At 66.1% G+C, this 17,034-nt stretch carries 14 protein-coding genes; 9 read left to right on the forward strand and 5 right to left on the reverse strand.

Features of this window, described 5'->3' with window-relative positions:
- The first annotated feature begins 9 nt into the window (after positions 1-9).
- The 8 genes from gmd (at position 10) to CFB40_RS04505 (ending at position 9,583) form a co-directional block, all read left to right on the forward strand.
- Positions 10-1,044, forward strand: a complete 1,035-nt coding sequence (gene gmd, locus CFB40_RS04470) for a GDP-mannose 4,6-dehydratase (protein WP_089424671.1) — start codon at positions 10-12, stop codon at positions 1,042-1,044.
- Positions 1,022-1,939: an NAD-dependent epimerase/dehydratase family protein gene (locus CFB40_RS04475; protein ID WP_089424672.1), complete on the forward strand. Its 918-nt coding sequence runs from the start codon at positions 1,022-1,024 to the stop codon at positions 1,937-1,939. Before gmd ends, CFB40_RS04475 begins: the two co-directional genes overlap by 23 nt.
- Positions 1,936-3,087: a glycosyltransferase family 4 protein gene (locus tag CFB40_RS04480; RefSeq protein WP_089424673.1), complete on the forward strand. Its 1,152-nt coding sequence runs from the start codon at positions 1,936-1,938 to the stop codon at positions 3,085-3,087. Before CFB40_RS04475 ends, CFB40_RS04480 begins: the two co-directional genes overlap by 4 nt.
- 25 nt (positions 3,088-3,112) lie before the next feature.
- Complete coding sequence (locus CFB40_RS04485) at positions 3,113-4,189, forward strand: glycosyltransferase family 4 protein (RefSeq protein WP_089430704.1); 1,077 nt, start codon at positions 3,113-3,115, stop codon at positions 4,187-4,189.
- On the forward strand, positions 4,186-5,376 hold the full coding sequence (locus CFB40_RS04490) for a glycosyltransferase (protein ID WP_089430705.1): 1,191 nt from the start codon (positions 4,186-4,188) through the stop codon (positions 5,374-5,376). Before CFB40_RS04485 ends, CFB40_RS04490 begins: the two co-directional genes overlap by 4 nt.
- A 322-nt stretch (positions 5,377-5,698) precedes the next feature.
- Positions 5,699-6,664, forward strand: coding sequence for a UDP-glucose 4-epimerase family protein (locus CFB40_RS04495; protein WP_089431358.1), 966 nt, complete (start codon positions 5,699-5,701; stop codon positions 6,662-6,664).
- A gap of 6 nt (positions 6,665-6,670) precedes the next feature.
- Positions 6,671-7,687, forward strand: coding sequence for an MraY family glycosyltransferase (locus CFB40_RS04500; RefSeq protein WP_089424676.1), 1,017 nt, complete (start codon positions 6,671-6,673; stop codon positions 7,685-7,687).
- Between the two features lie 12 nt (positions 7,688-7,699).
- Entirely contained in the window at positions 7,700-9,583 is a 1,884-nt protein-coding gene (locus tag CFB40_RS04505) for a polysaccharide biosynthesis protein (protein WP_089424677.1), read from the forward strand.
- 82 nt (positions 9,584-9,665) lie between these two features.
- On the opposite strand, the gene CFB40_RS04510 is transcribed toward CFB40_RS04505, so the two are convergent.
- Genes CFB40_RS04510 through CFB40_RS04530 form a run of 5 tightly spaced genes read right to left on the reverse strand, consistent with a single transcriptional unit; the run spans position 9,666 to position 15,103 of the window.
- Complete coding sequence (locus CFB40_RS04510; RefSeq protein WP_089424678.1) at positions 9,666-10,772, reverse strand: MraY family glycosyltransferase; 1,107 nt, start codon at positions 10,770-10,772, stop codon at positions 9,666-9,668.
- 27 nt (positions 10,773-10,799) lie between these two features.
- Positions 10,800-11,822, reverse strand: coding sequence for a UDP-glucose 4-epimerase GalE (gene galE, locus CFB40_RS04515; RefSeq protein ID WP_089424679.1), 1,023 nt, complete (start codon positions 11,820-11,822; stop codon positions 10,800-10,802).
- A gap of 15 nt (positions 11,823-11,837) precedes the next feature.
- On the reverse strand, positions 11,838-12,974 hold the full coding sequence (locus CFB40_RS04520) for a glycosyltransferase family 4 protein (protein ID WP_089430706.1): 1,137 nt from the start codon (positions 12,972-12,974) through the stop codon (positions 11,838-11,840).
- A 51-nt stretch (positions 12,975-13,025) separates the two neighbouring features.
- The gene (locus CFB40_RS04525; RefSeq protein WP_089430707.1) at positions 13,026-13,850 is read right to left on the reverse strand and encodes a glycosyltransferase; all 825 of its coding nucleotides are present in this window, start codon (positions 13,848-13,850) and stop codon (positions 13,026-13,028) included.
- Complete coding sequence (locus CFB40_RS04530) at positions 13,847-15,103, reverse strand: lipopolysaccharide biosynthesis protein (RefSeq protein WP_089430708.1); 1,257 nt, start codon at positions 15,101-15,103, stop codon at positions 13,847-13,849. The genes CFB40_RS04525 and CFB40_RS04530 overlap by 4 nt, the downstream gene beginning before the upstream one ends.
- Positions 15,104-15,365: 262 nt before the next feature.
- Between CFB40_RS04530 and CFB40_RS04540 the strand changes: the two genes are divergently transcribed.
- Positions 15,366-16,760 carry a phosphomannomutase/phosphoglucomutase gene (locus CFB40_RS04540; RefSeq protein ID WP_089424683.1) on the forward strand — a complete coding sequence of 465 codons (1,395 nt, stop codon included), beginning with the start codon at positions 15,366-15,368 and terminating at the stop codon, positions 16,758-16,760.
- Positions 16,761-17,034: the final 274 nt, after the last annotated feature.

Below are 17,034 nucleotides of genomic sequence, written 5' to 3' on the forward strand. Positions count from 1 at the left end.
AGCATCACTATGAAGACAGTCATCATCACCGGCATCACCGGCCAGGACGGCGCCTATCTCGCCGAACTCCTGCTCGACAAGGGCTACACCGTTTACGGTACCTATCGTCGCACCAGCTCGGTGAATTTCTGGCGTATCGAAGAGCTGGGCATCGCCAAGCATCCGAACCTGCACCTGGTCGAATACGACCTGACCGACCTGTCGGCGAGCATTCGCCTGCTGCAGACGACCGGCGCGACCGAGGTGTACAACCTCGCGGCGCAGAGCTTCGTCGGCGTGTCGTTCGACCAGCCGGTCACGACCGCCGAGATCACCGGCGTCGGTCCGCTGAACCTGCTCGAGGCGATCCGCATCGTCAATCCGAAGGTTCGCTTCTACCAGGCAAGCACGTCCGAAATGTTCGGCAAGGTGCAGGCGATTCCGCAGATCGAATCGACGCCGTTCTATCCGCGCAGCCCGTATGGCGTGGCGAAGCTGTATGCGCACTGGATCACGGTGAACTACCGCGAGAGCTACGACATCTTTGGTTGCAGCGGGATCCTGTTCAATCACGAATCGCCGCTGCGCGGCCGCGAATTCGTCACGCGCAAGATCACCGATTCCGTCGCCAAGATCAAGCTCGGCCAGCTCGACGTGCTCGAACTGGGCAACATGGACGCGAAGCGCGACTGGGGCTTTGCGAAGGAATATGTCGAAGGTATGTGGCGCATGCTGCAGGCCGACGAACCGGATACGTTCGTGCTGGCCACGAACCGTACCGAAACCGTGCGCGACTTCGTGCGCATGGCATTCAAGGCGACCGGCGTCGACCTCGAATTCAAGGGCAGCGATGTGAACGAGATCGCCGTCGATGTCGCAACCGGCAAGACGGTGGTTCGCGTCAATCCGAAGTTCCATCGCCCGGCCGAGGTCGACCTGCTGATCGGCAATCCGGAGAAGGCGAAGCAGAAGCTGGGCTGGGAGCCGAAGACAACGCTCGAGCAGCTGTGCGCGATGATGGTTGAAGCGGATCTGCGACGCAATGAACTCGGCTTCTCGTTCTGACGTGCCGCGCGCGCTGGTCACGGGGCTCGGCGGCTTTACCGGCGACTATCTGGCGCAGTCGCTGAGGGCGGCTGGCTATCGTGTATTCGGCACCGCGCACGGTGCCGAAGCGATCGGGTCCGACATGTATCGGGTGGATCTGTGCGACCGCGCGGAACTGGCGAAAGTCGTCGCCGACGTACGGCCGGACGTGGTCGCGCATCTCGCCGCGATCGCGTTCGTCGCGCACGGTGACGCCGACGCGATCTATCGCACGAACGTGGTCGGCACGCGCAACCTGCTGGAGGCGCTTGCTAACCAGGAAAGCCGTCCGAAAGCGGTTTTGCTCGCCAGCAGCGCCAACATCTATGGCAACGCGGCGGTCGAGGTCATCGATGAATCCGTCGAGCCGAATCCGGCGAACGACTACGCGGTCAGCAAGCTGGCGATGGAGTACATGGCGCGCCTCTGGCACGACAAACTGCCGATCGTCGTTGCACGCCCGTTCAACTACACGGGCGTCGGCCAGTCGCCGCAGTTCCTGCTGCCGAAGATCGTCGGCCATTTCCAGCGCGGCGAGCGCGTGATCGAGCTCGGCAACATCGATGTCGAGCGCGATTTTTCCGATGTGCGCCGCGTGGTGGACGCGTACCGGCGCCTGCTGCAACTCGCGCCTGCCGGCGGCGTGTTCAACGTCTGCTCCGGCCGGGCGGTGTCGTTGAAGTCGGTGATCGCGCTGATGGAGCAGATCGCCGGCTACTCGATCGAGGTGCGCGTCAATCCGGCTTTCGTGCGCGCGAATGAAGTGCGCCGATTGCAGGGCGACGGCACGCGGTTGCAGGCCGCAGTCGGGCCGCTCGAGGATATTCCGCTGGAAAGCACGCTGCGCTGGATGTTTGGCGGAGGGCGTGGGTGAAGGTAGGTTTCGGCACGACTGCGCTTGCCCGGAGCAGTGCGCATGGCGGTGTTGACGGCATCGGTTCGTATACGCGCGAATTGGGGCGGGCGCTGCTGGCGCGGGGCGGGATCGGCCTCGTTCCCGCGGGCTTCGGTGCGGTTGTCGGCAACGATGTGTTTCCGGGGGCTCGGCCGCCGGTCAATCTCGGTCGGCATGAGGTCGCGACGGTGCTGGGCGCGGTGACACCCTGGACGTCCATCGACGAAAGGGCGCTGCGCGCAGAAAGCGTGGACGTGTTCCATGCGACGGATCACCTGATTCCCAAACTGTCTTCGGCACCGGTCATCGCGACGCTGATGGACGCAATTCCGCTGTCGCATCCGGAATGGACGACGATCCGACTGGCGGCGCTGCGCCGCTGGTTACTGCGCCGCTCGGGAACCTGGGCTGATCATGTGATCACGATTTCCGATTATTCGAAGCGGGAAATCGTCGAGCATTTCGGCATCGCGCCGGAACGGATTTCCGTCGTTCCGCTGGGCGTGCATCCTCGTTTCTTCGAACGGATCGATCAGGCCGAGCGCGCCGAAGTACTGAAGCGGCTTGGCTTGCCGGCGCAATTCTTCCTGTGTGTGGGGACGCTGCAACCGCGGAAGAATCTCGAGCGGGTACTCGACGCGCACGCGGGCTTGCCGGCGGACCTGCGCCGTGCGATACCGCTGGTCATCGTCGGACGCGCCGGGTGGGGCTGCGAGCAACTCGTCGCGCGTTTGGGCGCGGGCGGTGACGGCAACGTTCGCTGGCTCCAGTATCTGCCCGATCACGACGTGCGCGCGCTGATGCAGTCGGCCAGCGCGCTCGTGTTCGCGTCGCTGTGCGAAGGTTTCGGGCTGCCTGTCGTGGAAGCCTTCGCGTCGGGATTGCCGGTCGTGGCGTCCAGCACGACATCCGTTCCCGAAGTCGCGGGCGATGCGGCGATTCTGGTCGATCCGTCTCGTACCGACGAGATAGCGGACGGCATGAGAATGATCGTCGAGCAGGAGGGCAAGGCCGATATGCTCCGCGGAGCCGGACTCGCGCGTGCGCGGGAACTGAACTGGTCGGCATGCGCCGAGAAGACGGTGGCCGTGTACGAAGCCGTTCTGCGCGGGACGCGTTATTCATGAGTCAATTCGCTTCGAGGAGCGTCGCGTGAAGTTGGGGGTGGATATCACCTGGATGGTGGGCAATTACCGCGGCATGGGGCGCTACGCGCGACAACTGGTGGAGCCGGTCAGCGCGTCGGTGCTGGGCCTCGGTCCCAGCGGCGTGCATGCGGACGACTGGCCGTGCGTCAGCGCAGGGCGCGGCTTCTTCCCATGGTGGGAGCAGGTCGAGTTGCCGCGCCGGTGCCGTGAACAGAAGCTCGACTATTTGCTGTGTCCGTACAACACGGGGCCGTTGCAATCCACCGGCAACACGCGGATCGTCGCGGTCGTCCATGACCTGATCTACCTGAAGCCCTGGAATGTGCTGCCGCCGGCGCGATCGCCGTATCAGACCGCCGGGCGCATCTATCGTCGCCAGGTGGTGCCGAGGCTCGTGCGTCGGGCCGACGCCGTGTTGACGATCTCTCGGTTCACGCAGCTGGAGCTGATGGAGCGGTTCGGGTTGCGTGAGGCGGACGTCCCCGTCATTCCGTGCATGATTGCGGATGACTGGTTCGCGCCGCCGGTGAGTCAGGTTGCGCGCGAGCCTTACTTGTTCACGGTCGCGGGGGAGGCGCCGAGCAAGAACGTCGATCGGCTGTTACAGGCCTTTGCCGTGGCGCGCCCCGCACTCGGTGACGATGCACGGCTGAGGATCGCAGGGATCAAGTCCGACCATCACACCCATTTCCTCGCACGGGCGGACGCACTCGGGCTGACGGGCGTCGTCGAACTGCTTGGCTATGTGTCGCGGGAGGAGTTGCGCGAGCATTACCGCCGAGCCCGCGCATTCATTTTTGCGTCGTTGTTCGAAGGGTTCGGAATTCCGTTGCTGGAGGCGATGGCCTCGGGTACGCCCGTCGCGTGCAGCAACACGACGTCGATGCCCGAGATCGCTGGTGAGTGCGGCCTGCAGTTCGATCCCTATTCGGTGGAAGACATGGCGGAACAGATCCGCAGGGTGTGGGACGACAGCACGCGATTCGACGTGGCGGCCGGTGCCGGGATGGACCGCGCACGCACCTTCTCAGCATCGGCCGTTCGTCCTTCGATTCAGGATTTCTGGGCGCGTCTGTCATGAGCCAGGACAGGAAGAAGCTGCTGGTGCTGACGCCCCGGTTTCCGTATCCGGTAATCGGCGGCGACAAGCTGCGGATCTATCACCTCTGCCGCGTATTGTCCCGCCATTACTCGCTGACGCTGCTGAGTCTGTGCGAGAGCGACGAAGAGATGCACGCCGCGTTACCCGACGATGGCGTGTTCGACCGGGTCGAACGGGTCTTGCTGTCCCGTCGGCGATCCTACATCAACACGCTGCTCGCGCTGCCCACGCGCACGCCGCTGCAGGTGGCGTACTACCGGAGTCGCGCATTTGCGGCGGCCGTATCGCGATTGCTGCCGTCGCACGACGGCGCATTCGTGCATCTCGTGCGCTGCGCGGAGTATGTCCGCCGGTCGGACAAGCCGCGCATCCTGGAAATGACCGATGCGATCTCGCTCAACTACAGCCGCGTGAAGCAGTTGAAGAAAGCGCGCGGGTTGAAGTCGCGCGTGTTCGGCATCGAGGCGAGGCGCCTGCTCGACTACGAGCGCACGATCGTCGACGATTTCGACCTGTCGGTGCTGGTTTCCAGGACCGACCGCGATTACCTGTTTCCCGGCGCGTCCGCCGGGAAGGTGATGGTGTGCTCGAACGGCGTTGATCTGTCGAACTTGCCGTATACCGCACGCAGCATGGCGAGCCGCATCCTGGTTTTCATCGGCGACATGCGCACCGTCCAGAACCAGGACATGTGCCACTTTTTCGCCGAAGCGGTGCTGCCGTTGCTGCGCAAGCGTGCCGACTATCGCTTCCGGATCGTGGGGTCCATCGCACCCGCGCTGGCCGAGCAGTTTCGCGCGTACGACGGCGTCGACGTGACCGGCCGGGTCGAGTCAGTCGCGCAGGCCACGTCCGACGGCGCGATCGGCGTGTGCCCGATGCGCATCGGCGCCGGCGTGCAGAACAAGATTCTCGAGTACATGGCGCTCGGGTTGCCTGTCGTCACCACGTCGCTCGGGTACGAGGGCTTGGGCGCGGAAAGTGGCCGGGATCTGCTGATCGCCGATACGCCGGGAGAATTCGTCAGTCGTATCGAGCGGCTCGTCGCCGACGAGCCCGCGGCGGTCGAGATGGCTGGGCACGCGCGCGCCTTCGTCGAGCGCGAGCACGGATGGGAGCGGATGATTGCGCCGCTCGTTGATCGCATCGGTGCGTTGCTGGCCTGAAGGAAGGCCCGTCCGCTTTGCGCGCTACCGCGCGAGACGGGCGGCCCCGGTTTGGTTGTGGCGCGGCGGCAAGGTTACAATGGCCGCGCAGGCACGATATGCCCCCGGATGCCAGCCGGGCGGCGCCGATCGATGACGGCGCCAGCGATCGGCCTTCTCCCTGTCTTCGAGATCCTGACGTGTTCGTTTTCGTCCCCCTTGCAGTTCCCCCGTGCCGGTCGTGCGCGGATAGTCGTGCGCATTGGCAGGCGTTGCCTGCGTGCGCCATCCGAGGTTGCACACCGCTTCGCCGAGCCGTCAGCCCGCAAGGCCGGAGATGGCGATGACTCATCTCGTCATCACCGGCGCGAATGGTTTCGTCGGCCGGGCAGTCTGCCGCCGCGCGCTGGCAGCCGGGCATACGGTGACCGCACTGGTACGGCGCCCCGGTGGCTGCATCGACGGCGTGCACGAGTGGGTGCACGCCACCGCCGATTTCGACGGTCTGGACGAAGGCTGGCCGGAAGGTCTGGCCGCCGATTGCGTGATCCATCTCGCCGCCCGCGTGCACGTGATGCGCGACGAGTCGCCCGACCCCGATGCCGCGTTCGACGCCACTAACGTCGCTGGTACCTTGCGTCTCGCGCAGGCGGCACGCAATCACGGCGTACGCCGCGTCGTGTTCGCGAGCAGCATCAAGGCGGTCGGCGAGGGCGACGGTGGTGTGCCATTGTCGGAAGCGACCGAACCCGATCCGCAGGATGCTTACGGCCGTTCGAAACTGCGCGCGGAGCGGCAACTCGCGCAGTTCGGTGCGTCGGCAGGGCTCGACGTTGTCGTCGTGCGACCGCCGCTCGTCTACGGGCCGACCGTCCGTGCCAATTTCCTGAGGATGCTGGACGCGGTCGCGCGCGGGATGCCGTTGCCGCTCGGAGCCGTGTCGGCGCGGCGCAGCATCGTATTCGTCGAAAACCTTGCCGACGCGCTGCTGCACTGCGCCATCGATCCGCGCGCGGCCGGCGAATGCTTCCATGTTGCCGACGACGACGCGCCGTCGGTCGCGGACCTGTTGCGCCTCGTCGGCGATGCGCTCGGCAAGCCGGCACGCCTGCTTGCGGTGCCGCCGGCCCTGCTGCGCGTGGCTGGCAAGCTGACCGGCCGCAGTGCGGCCGTCGATCGCCTGACGGGCAGCCTGCAGCTCGACACGGGCCGGATCAGGCGCGTGCTCGACTGGCAGCCGCCCTATACGACCCGCCAGGGCCTCGAAGCGACCGCCGCATGGTATCGTTCGCGCGATACACGAAAATAAGGCCACATGCTTCTCGCGAACCCCACCTGGCTCACCGCAGCTGCGGTGGCCCTGGCCGCCGCACTCGCTTCGACGACGATTCTTCGTACGTTGCTTGCCACCGGCCTGGCCTGGCGCCTCGCAACCGATATTCCGAACGACCGTTCGCTCCATACGCTGCCGACCCCACGCGTCGGCGGATGGGGCATCGTGCCGGTGTGCGTTGTCGCATTGCTGGCGCTCACGCCGCGACTGTGGCTGATTGCCGCCGCCGCCGCAGGGCTGGCCGCCATGTCGCAGATCGACGACCGGCGCGGGCTGCCGGCCCGCGTGCGGTTCTCGGCGCACCTTGCGGCAGTCGTCGCGCTGATCGTCGTGTTTCCGGCCGACGCGCCTTGGTGGCTGCTCGCCGGCGTGGGTTTCGCGATGGTCTGGCTGACGAACCTGTACAACTTCATGGATGGCGCCGACGGCCTTGCGGGCGGCATGGCGCTGTTCGGCTTCGGCGGATACGCGGTCGCGGCGCTCGATGGCGTCCATGCGTCGCCCGATCTTGTCGTGGCTGGCGCGGCGGTTGCCGGTGCGGCGTTGGGTTTCCTGCTGCTCAACTTTCATCCGGCACGGCTGTTTCTCGGCGATGCCGGCTCGATTCCGCTCGGATTCCTGGCTGGCGCGCTGGGCTACTGGGGCTGGCGTACCAACGCCTGGCCGATCTGGTTTCCCGCGATGGTGTTCGCTCCCTTTATCGTTGACGCATCTGTAACACTTTTGAGACGTCTGTTACGCGGAGAAAAGTTCTGGCAAGCGCACCGTGAGCACTATTATCAAAGGATGGTTCGATCGGGCGTCAGTCACGGTCGGACCGCTCTATATTGGTACCTCATCATGCTCGCGGGCATAATTCTCGCCGTGTGGGCAAAGGGCCGCCCCGAACTGCAGCAGTGGCTGTCGTTCTTCGCTTGGTACGGCGTCCTGGCATGCTTCGGATGGTTGATCGACATGCGTTGGCGCCGGTTCCAGGCAGCCGCCGAAAACAACTCTTGAGGTTTCCTGCCGATGTTGCGATCCAAAGCATCGTGGCTGTCGCTGAGTGCTTTCCTGTTCGACCTGACGGCGGTCATCGCCGCATGGTTGTTCGCTTATCTCGTTCGTTTCAATGGCAGCGTTCCGCATGATTTCCTGAGCGGTGCGCTGATGGCGCTCACGTGGGTGCTGCCCGTCTACGCGCTGATGTTTCGCGGGTTCGGCCTGTATCGCGGGCTTTGGGTGTTCGCGAGCCTGCCCGACCTGATGCGCATCGCGAAGGCGGTGGTCGGCGGCGGTGTGATCGTGATGATCGGCGCCGTGATGTTCCAGCCGCAGCCGATCATTCCGCGCTCGGTGCTGCTCGTGTCGCCCCTGATGCTGTTCCTCGCGATGGGCGGCGCACGCGCGCTGTATCGCGCGACGAAGGAGTATTACCTGTACGGCGGGCTCGTCGGGAAGGGCAAGCCGGTGCTGGTGCTCGGTGCCGGTACGGCCGGCGCGAGCCTCGCGCGCGAACTGTCGCGTTCCGGCGAATGGCGCCTCGTCGGCCTGCTCGACGACGACGTCGTAAAACAGGGCCGCGAAATCTACGGCCACAAGGTGCTGGGCTCGTTCAACGACCTCAAGCACTGGACCGACGCAATGAAGGTCGAATACGCAATCATCGCGATTCCATCGGCGTCCGTCGAGACGCAGCGTCGCGTCGCGACGCTGTGCGTGCGGGCCGGCGTGAAGGCGATGGTGCTGCCGTCGCTGACCGCGCTGATGCCAGGGCAGGGCTTCCTGTCGCAGGTGCGAAACATCGATCTCGAGGATCTGCTCGGCCGCGATGCCGTGACGATCGACACGCCGCACGTCGAGGCGCTGCTGCGCGGCCGCGTCGTGATGGTGACGGGCGCGGGCGGGTCGATCGGCTCCGAGCTCTGCCGGCAGATCCTGCGCTTCGCGCCCGCGCAACTCGTCGCGTTCGACCTGTCCGAGTATGCGATGTACCGGCTGACCGAGGAGTTGCACGAGCGCTTCCCGGATCTCCCGGTCGTGCCGATCATCGGCGACGCGAAGGATTCGCTGCTGCTCGACCAGGTGATGTCGCGTCATGCGCCGCACATCGTGTTCCACGCGGCCGCCTACAAGCACGTGCCGCTGATGGAGGAGCACAACGCCTGGCAGGCGCTGCGCAACAATGTGCTCGGCACCTATCGCGTGGCCCGCGCGGCGATCCGCCACGATGTGCGTCACTTCGTGCTGATCTCGACCGACAAGGCCGTCAATCCGACCAACGTGATGGGCGCGAGCAAGCGCTTGGCCGAAATGGCCTGCCAGGCGTTGCAGCAGACGAGCGGGCGTACGCAGTTCGAGACGGTGCGCTTCGGTAACGTGCTCGGCAGCGCGGGCAGCGTGATCCCGAAGTTCCAGCAGCAGATCGCGAAGGGCGGCCCGGTCACGGTCACGCACCCGGAGATCACGCGCTTCTTCATGACGATCCCGGAAGCATCGCAGCTGGTGCTGCAGGCGTCCAGCATGGGGCATGGCGGCGAGATCTTCATTCTCGACATGGGCGAGCCGGTGAAGATCGTGGATCTCGCATGCGACCTGATCCGCCTGTACGGTTTCTCGGAAGAGCAGATTCGGATCGAGTTCACCGGGCTGCGGCCCGGCGAGAAGCTCTACGAGGAGTTGCTGGCGGACGACGAGGCGACGACGCGCACGCCGCATCCGAAGCTGCGGATCGCGCGGGCGCGGGAAGTGCCGGACAATTTCCTCGACGAGCTGCTGCCGTGGCTGATGCAGCATCGTGTCCTGCCCGATGACGAAGTGCGGCGCGACCTGCGGCGCTGGGTGCCGGAATACCAGACGGCCGTAGCTCCCGTGTTGCAGAGTGTCCCGTCGGTGCGTGCGGCATCGAACGGGTGATACCGTCCCGGGTGGTGAACAGTGCCGCAAGACGAAAAAAGCGCCCCGCGGGGCGCTTTTTTCATGCCGGGCCGAGAACGGCTCAGCGACTGGGCCGGTGCTTGCGCACCACCATCCACCTCGGCGCGCGGAACCGCACGATGCTGAGGTACAACCACACGTAAGTCAGCGCGAACAGCACGACGAACACGAACAGGTGCACCGTGTGCCGCCAGAACAGCGTCGCGGGTATCACCGCGACGAGGCACAGCAGCCACAGGTACGGCGACGTCAGCGAATTGCGGCGCGTCAGGTCGTGCGCGTGCTTCGTGCCGACGGCCCAGCGCATCAGCCGCTTGTACACGAGCATGTGCAGGTGCACGCCGTCCGGAATCCCGGGCGACATCCCGCGGATGAACTTCTTCCGGTAGATCGAAAAGCAGGTCTCGAAGATCGGGTACATGAACAGCAGCACCGGGTACCACGCGGACACCTCGCGGTTGCGCATCACGAGCATGATCGCGAGTTCGGCGAGCATAAAGCCGATGAAATACGCGCCGCCGTCGCCGAGGAAGATCAGCCCGGCCGGGAAATTCCACAGGAAGAAGCCGAGCACGGCGCCCATCATGATGATCGAAGCGGACATCACGACCGGATCGTTCACATGGAACGCGACATACGCGAGCGATGCGAACATCATGAAGCTGACCATCGACGCGAGCCCGTTGAAGCCGTCGATGATGTTGATCGCGTTCGCGAGCGCCGCGACCGCCAGCACCGTGATGAACGCCGAAATGACCACGTAGCCGAGCAGGAAGTCGAGCGGCGGCACGCTGATGCGCTTGACCGCGATGCCCAGCAGCCAGAACGCCAGCGCGGCCGCACCCATCGTGCAGAGCAGCCGCGCGCGCGGCGACACGCGCTTGGTCAGATCCTCGACGAGGCCTGACAGGAACGCCGGCATTCCGCAGGCAACGATCCCGAGAATGCTGCCGGCGATCGTCGGATAGCGCCGGGACAGGATCAGCGCGGCAATGACGACGCCCGCGAGGATCCCGATGCCCCCGACCCGCGGCACGGGCCGCACGTGGAATTTCTGCACGCCGGCCAGGTCGCTGTCGATCGAGAATTTCTCGTGAAGGTGCGCATAGCGCACGATGAACAGCGTGACGAGCAGGGAGACGATGAAGCCGGACGCGAAGCTGAGCATGGGATCGCTCGAAAAATGGACAGCGGATTATACAAAACCGCGCGGGTTGCCCTCCTGCCATCGCCAGTGGTCGGCACACATTTCTTCGATGCCGAGCGTTGCGCGCCAGCCGATGATGTCGGCCGCGGCCTGCGGGTTCGCGTAGCACTCGGCGATGTCTCCCGGGCGGCGCGCGACGAGCTCGTACGGCACCGGGCGGCCCGATGCCTTCTCGAACGCACGCACGACTTCCAGCACGCTGTAGCCCTGGCCCGTGCCGAGGTTCACGACGAAGCTCGCGTCGCGCTTCGCCAGTGCGTCGAGCGCGGCGATGTGCCCCTTCGCGAGATCGACGACGTGGATGTAGTCGCGCACGCCGGTGCCGTCCGGCGTCGGGTAGTCGGAGCCGAACACGCGCAGCTTTTCCAGCTTGCCGACCGCAACCTGTGCGACGTACGGCATCAGGTTGTTCGGGATGCCGGCCGGATCCTCGCCGATCAGCCCGCTCGCGTGCGCGCCGACCGGGTTGAAGTAGCGCAGCGTCGCGATCCGCCACGTCGGGTCCGAGACTTCGAGATCGCGCAGGATCTGCTCGGCGATCAGCTTCGACTGGCCATACGGGTTCGTCGCGGACAGCGGGAACGATTCGTCGATCGGCGAGCGCTCGGGCACGCCGTATACGGTCGCGGACGAGCTGAACACGAACTGCCTGACGTTGCGCTCGCGCATCACCTTGAGCACGGCGAGCAGGCCGCCGATGTTGTTCTGGTAGTACTCGAGCGGCTTCGCGACCGATTCACCGACGGCCTTGAGCGCCGCGAAATGGATCGTGCCGGTGATCGGGTGTGCATCGAATACCTTGGCGAGCGCGGCTTCGTCGCACACGTCGACCTGATGGAACGCGGGCGTCTTGCCCGTGATCCGCTCGATGCGGCGCACGGATTCGGCCTTGCTGTTGACGAGGTTGTCGACGATCACGACGTCGTAGCCGTTGTCGAGCAGCTCGACGGCCGTGTGCGAGCCGATGTAGCCCGCGCCGCCGGTGACGAGGATGGTGCCTTTAGCGGTCATTGCAGATGCGCTCCTTCAGAGTGTGAATCCGGTCAACGAATGGATGGTCTCCCGATAGCGCTCGACGACCTGTTGCTCGTCGAACTCCGCCGCGACCTTTTGCCGGCCGCGTGCGCCCATCGCTGCTCGGCCTTCCGGTCCGAGCGCGATCATGCGATTCAGTTGCTCCGCGAGGCTCGCGCTGTCGCGCACGCGGCACAGGAACCCCGTGTCGCCGTCGGCGACGACGTCGCGGCAGCCCGGCACGTCGGTCGCGACGATCGGGCGGCCCATCGCCGACGCTTCCATCAGCGTGCGCGGCACGCCTTCGCGGTACGACGGCAGCACGACGCAGTCGGCCGCCGCGATGTGCGGGCGCACGTCGTGCGCTTCGCCGAGATACTCGATCACGCCTTCGCCGGCCCACGCATCGACGTCCGCGCGGCCGATCGCGCTTGGATTGTCGACGCCGAGCGGCCCGAGCAGCTGGAAGCGCGCGTTCGGGAAGCGCGCGCACACGATGCGCGCGGCCTCCACGTATTCGCGCACGCCCTTGTCCCACAGCAGCCGCCCGATCAGGATGAAGACGGGCGCGTCGCCGGCGGGCAGCGGCACGGGCGCGAACTGTTCGAGATCGACGCCTTCGCCGTGCAGCAGCCGCGCGCGATCGGGATGCGCAAGCAATTGTTCGTCGGTGAAGGTCGCGAGATCGTCGCGGTTGAGGAACCACACTTCACGCGGGAAGCGGAACGCAAACCGGTACAGGCGCTTCGCGACGCTCGCCGCGCGACTCTTCTGGATGAAGACGTAGCCGAGCCCGGTCGTCACCGCGATCGACGGCACGCGCGCGAGCCACGCGGCGACCGAGCCGTAGATGTTCGGCTTGATCGTGTAATGGAACACGAGATCGGGCTTCAGCGCGCGGTAGTGACGCACCAGCGCGGCGAGCGTGCCGAGATCCTCGCGCGGGCTCGTGCCTTTCGAGGCAACCGCGAGCGCCACGTAGCGGCAGCCCATCTGCTCGAGCAAGGGCACCGTGCGGTCGTGCGGCGCAATGACGATGACCTCGGCGCCGCGCGCGACGAGCGCACGGATCAGCCCGTGGCGATACGTGTAGATCGCCCAGGCCGTGTTGCAGACGAGCGCGATGCGCAGCGGGGAGGTGACGGACATGAAAAAAAGAATAAATAAAGCGTCGAAATTGCCGAAAGGGCCGGATGCGCGTCAGGCGGACGGCCGCGCGGCGAACAGCGTCTGCTTGATCCGCTGCAACGTGCGATACGGCGTCACGAAATGCAGCAGGTTCTTGGCGAGGCCGGCCCAGTCGTACGGGTTCAGCGCGTTGAAGTGGCTCAGCAGCAGCGTGAGCGTCGACACCAGCTGGCGCCGGCGCTTGGTCGCACTGATCCCGCCCTCGTTCAATTCGTAATAGAGGCCGAGTTCCGGCAGGTTCGCGCAATCGTAGCGTTGCATTAACCGTAAAAAAAGATCGAGATCCTCGGCCGCACGGTATTTCGCCCGATAGTTCCCCACTTCCCGCACGGCGTCGATGCGCAGCATCACCGACGGATGCACGAGCGGCGAGCGCAGGAAGCGCGTGCGGCGCAGCGTGCGCGGATCCGCGGGCGGGGTCAGCATGAAGCGCGGCTCGCCGGCGCGGGACACGACTTGCGTCCACATGCCGACGCAGGCCACGCGCGGGTGGGCGCCGAGATACGCGCGCTCCTTCGCGAGGCGCTGCGGCGCGGCGAGATCGCCCGCGTCGATGCGCGCGGCATAGCGGAAGCCGCGCGCGGCGAGCGCGTCGATGCCGGCCGCGAGCGCACGCTCGATGCCGCCGTTCTGCGGCATGCGCAGCACGTCGATCATGAGGCCGGGCAGGTCGGGCGCGACGATCGGCGGCGTGCTGCCGTCATCGACGATCAGCACGTGCACGGGCGTGTCCTCGCGAAACGATGCGAGGGTCCGAACGACGTCGTCGTGCCCGTTGTAGGCCGGCATCAGTACGGCCACGTCGTCGAGCGGGGTCGGGCAATCAGGGGACGTCATGGTCGCAGCTTGAAACGGATGTAATAAAAATTGACGGCGGCGGCGGCCAGGTAGCCGGCCGCCAGCCCGACGAGCGCGCCGTACAGGCCGAGCCGCGGGATCGCGAACAGGTTGACGAGCGCCGCGATCGCGAGCGCGAGCAGCCATTTCGACAGCAACACGAATTTTGCTTGATATTTGAGAACGATAAGATTGCCTATCGCCTCGATGCCGGCGGGCACCGACAGCCAGACCGCCCAGCGGAAGATGTCGACCGAGGCTTCGTAGCCGTGGCCGAACACCTTGCCGACGATCAGCGGGGCGGCGGCGTCGAGCACGAGCGCGCCGGCCGTCATCAGGCCGGCCGTCATCGCGATCAGCCGGACGATGTTGCGGCGCAGCCGCGCGATGTCCTGCACGCGGTAGACGAAGGCGGGCGCGATCGTCTGCGCGAGCATCAGCGCGAGCGTGATCCAGTTCTCGTTGAGCTGCTGCGCGGCCGAGTAGCGGCCGAGATCGGCGAACGAGACGTGACGCTCGAGCATCAGGCGGTCGAGCTTCAGGAACAGGTACATGCAGATGAGGCCGAGCCAGAACACGGTGCCGGCCGTTGCAAAGTGCCTGAACAGCGGTTTGTCGAACGTCCAGCCGAGCGCGCCGCCGTTACGATGCCGGTAGTACAGCAGCAGCGCGAAGCCGATGGCGGCCGCTTCGAGCGCCCACAGCCACGCTAAGCGGGCGGGGCCCGCGGCCGCGCGGACCAGCAGCCAGACGAGCAGCGCCTTCACCAGCGCGGTGACCATGCTGGTGACGAGCTGCGGCTTGCTGTAGGTCATGCTCTGCAGCCACGCGTTGATGACGCCGACGAGCGGCTCGCGGAACACCATCGTGACCGCGAGGCCCGCGAGCATCGCGCCGACCAGCGGATCGAAGGCGCCCGCGGCGATCGCGATCCAGGTCGCGACGAGCGCGGCGACGGAGACGGCGATGCGCAGCGCGAATGCGCTGCCGAGCACCGCGCCGAGCTGGGCGGGCGGGCGCTGGACGATGGTCGGGACGAGGATTTCCGCGCCGCACACCCAGGTGAGCGGCGCCAGTACGAGGAGGAGCGTATTCGCATACTGCCATTTGCCGAACACATCTGGCCCGAAATAACGGGCCAGCAGGCCGCTGATCGCGATCGCGACGCCGATCTGCGTGAGCCGCTCGAGCCCCAGCCAGACGAGATTCGCGACGGCCTTCGCGACGTCCGGGTTGCCGAAGCGCTTCAGCATGCGCGGCAGCGGCGTGCGCGCGAGGCGGCCGGCAGGGCGCCCGGGGGCTGCAGGTTGGCGGCGACGGGACGGCTAGGCATTAAAATGGGCGGTATGCGCGTCATCAAAACCCGCGATTATAAGTGGGATCGGGGTCGCTCCCGCCGTTCCGCGCCAGCGGTTTCACGCCGTGCCGGGCCGCATGTATCATGCGCGGCACCGGCGAGCGGCGGCCAGGCAAGCCAGACATTTTTCCATGCACGCAACTGAGAGAAGAGAATCGATGATCTCCCAATCCATCTTCAAGGCATATGACATTCGTGGCGTGGTCGGCAAGACGCTCGACAACGACACCGCGCGCGGGATCGGCCGGGCATTCGGCAGCGAAGTGCGTGCGCAGGGCGGCGATGCGGTCGTCGTCGCGCGCGACGGCCGCCTGTCCGGGCCGGACCTCGTCGGCGCGCTGGCCGACGGCCTGCGTGCGGCGGGCGTCGACGTCGTCGACGTCGGCATGGTGCCCACGCCGGTCGGCTATTTCGCGGCGAACGTCCCGCTCGCGCTGAAGGGCGGCGAGCGCCGCGTCGATTCGTGCATCGTCGTCACGGGCAGCCACAACCCGCCCGACTACAACGGCTTCAAGATGGTGCTGCGCGGCGCCGCGATCTACGGCGAGCAGATCCAGGCGCTGTATCAGCGCATCGTCGACGAGCGCTTCGAGACGGGCAACGGCTCGTACGAACAGTTCGACGTGGCCGATCAATACATCGCGCGCATCGTCGGCGACATCAAGCCGGCCCGCCCGATGAAGCTCGTCGTCGACGCCGGCAACGGCGTGGCCGGCCCGCTGGCGACGCGCCTGTTCAAGGCGCTCGGCTGCGAGCTCGTCGAGCGCTTCACCGACATCGACGGCACGTTCCCGAACCACCACCCGGATCCCGCCCATCCGGAAAACCTGCAGGACGTGATCCAGGCGCTGAAGGACACCGACGCCGAGATCGGCTTCGCGTTCGACGGCGACGGCGACCGCCTCGGCGTCGTCACGAAGGACGGCCAGATCATCTATCCGGACCGCCAGCTGATGCTGTTCGCGGAAGAAGTGCTGTCGCGCAACCCGGGCGCGCAGATCATCTACGACGTGAAGTGCACGCGCCACCTCGCGCAATGGGTGAAGTCGAAGGGCGGCGAGCCGCTGATGTGGAAGACGGGCCACTCGCTCGTGAAGGCGAAGCTGCGCGAGACGGGTGCGCCGCTCGCCGGTGAAATGAGCGGCCACGTGTTCTTCAAGGATCGCTGGTACGGCTTCGACGACGGTCTCTACACGGGCGCGCGCCTGCTCGAGATCCTCGCGAAGACGGCCGACCCGAGCGCGCTGCTGAACGGCCTGCCGGACGCGATGAGCACGCCCGAACTGCAGCTGTGGCTCGACGAAGGCGAGAACTTCCGCCTGATCGACAAGCTGCAGAAGGAGGCGAAGTTCGACGGCGCCGAGGAAGTCGTGACGATCGACGGCCTGCGTGTCGAGTATCCGGACGGCTTCGGCCTCGCGCGCTCGTCGAACACGACGCCGGTCGTCGTGATGCGTTTCGAGTCGGAGACGCAGGAAGGGCTCAAGCGCATCCAGGAGGACTTCCGCCGTGTGCTGACGGCCGCGAAGCCGGACGTCAAGCTGCCGTTCTGAGCGTCGGCGGCCTCGGGCCGCCACCGGCGCGACGGTGAGTCCGATCGTCGCGCTATCCCCTAAAAGCGGCGCACGCCAAGGGCGTGCGGCCGCTTTTTGTCTCTAGGGCCTGTTCCCGCTAATAACGGGCTTGCGCTGGCCGCCAGAAGGGCCGAGCGCAAGGACTGCGACGAAGCGAATACTCGACGTATTCGCGAGGAGCATGACGCAGCGATCGGCCCTTCTGGCGGCCAGCCCCACAAAGGAATTTTCAATCACGGGAACGTGCCTCGCC

The organism is Burkholderia sp. AU31652, assembly GCF_002223155.1.
Classification (GTDB): Bacteria; Pseudomonadota; Gammaproteobacteria; order Burkholderiales; family Burkholderiaceae; genus Burkholderia.

Coding starts and splice junctions, on each gene's coding strand:
- gmd (WP_089424671.1), top strand. CDS start 10: ATGAAGACAGTCATCATCACCGGCATCACCGGCCAGGACGGCGCCTAT.
- CFB40_RS04475 (WP_089424672.1), top strand. CDS start 1,022: ATGAACTCGGCTTCTCGTTCTGACGTGCCGCGCGCGCTGGTCACGGGG.
- CFB40_RS04490 (WP_089430705.1), top strand. CDS start 4,186: ATGAGCCAGGACAGGAAGAAGCTGCTGGTGCTGACGCCCCGGTTTCCG.
- CFB40_RS04495 (WP_089431358.1), top strand. CDS start 5,699: ATGACTCATCTCGTCATCACCGGCGCGAATGGTTTCGTCGGCCGGGCA.
- CFB40_RS04500 (WP_089424676.1), top strand. CDS start 6,671: ATGCTTCTCGCGAACCCCACCTGGCTCACCGCAGCTGCGGTGGCCCTG.
- CFB40_RS04505 (WP_089424677.1), top strand. CDS start 7,700: ATGTTGCGATCCAAAGCATCGTGGCTGTCGCTGAGTGCTTTCCTGTTC.
- CFB40_RS04510 (WP_089424678.1), bottom strand. CDS start 10,772: ATGCTCAGCTTCGCGTCCGGCTTCATCGTCTCCCTGCTCGTCACGCTG.
- galE (WP_089424679.1), bottom strand. CDS start 11,822: ATGACCGCTAAAGGCACCATCCTCGTCACCGGCGGCGCGGGCTACATC.
- CFB40_RS04520 (WP_089430706.1), bottom strand. CDS start 12,974: ATGTCCGTCACCTCCCCGCTGCGCATCGCGCTCGTCTGCAACACGGCC.
- CFB40_RS04525 (WP_089430707.1), bottom strand. CDS start 13,850: ATGACGTCCCCTGATTGCCCGACCCCGCTCGACGACGTGGCCGTACTG.
- CFB40_RS04530 (WP_089430708.1), bottom strand. CDS start 15,103: ATGCTGAAGCGCTTCGGCAACCCGGACGTCGCGAAGGCCGTCGCGAAT.
- CFB40_RS04540 (WP_089424683.1), top strand. CDS start 15,366: ATGATCTCCCAATCCATCTTCAAGGCATATGACATTCGTGGCGTGGTC.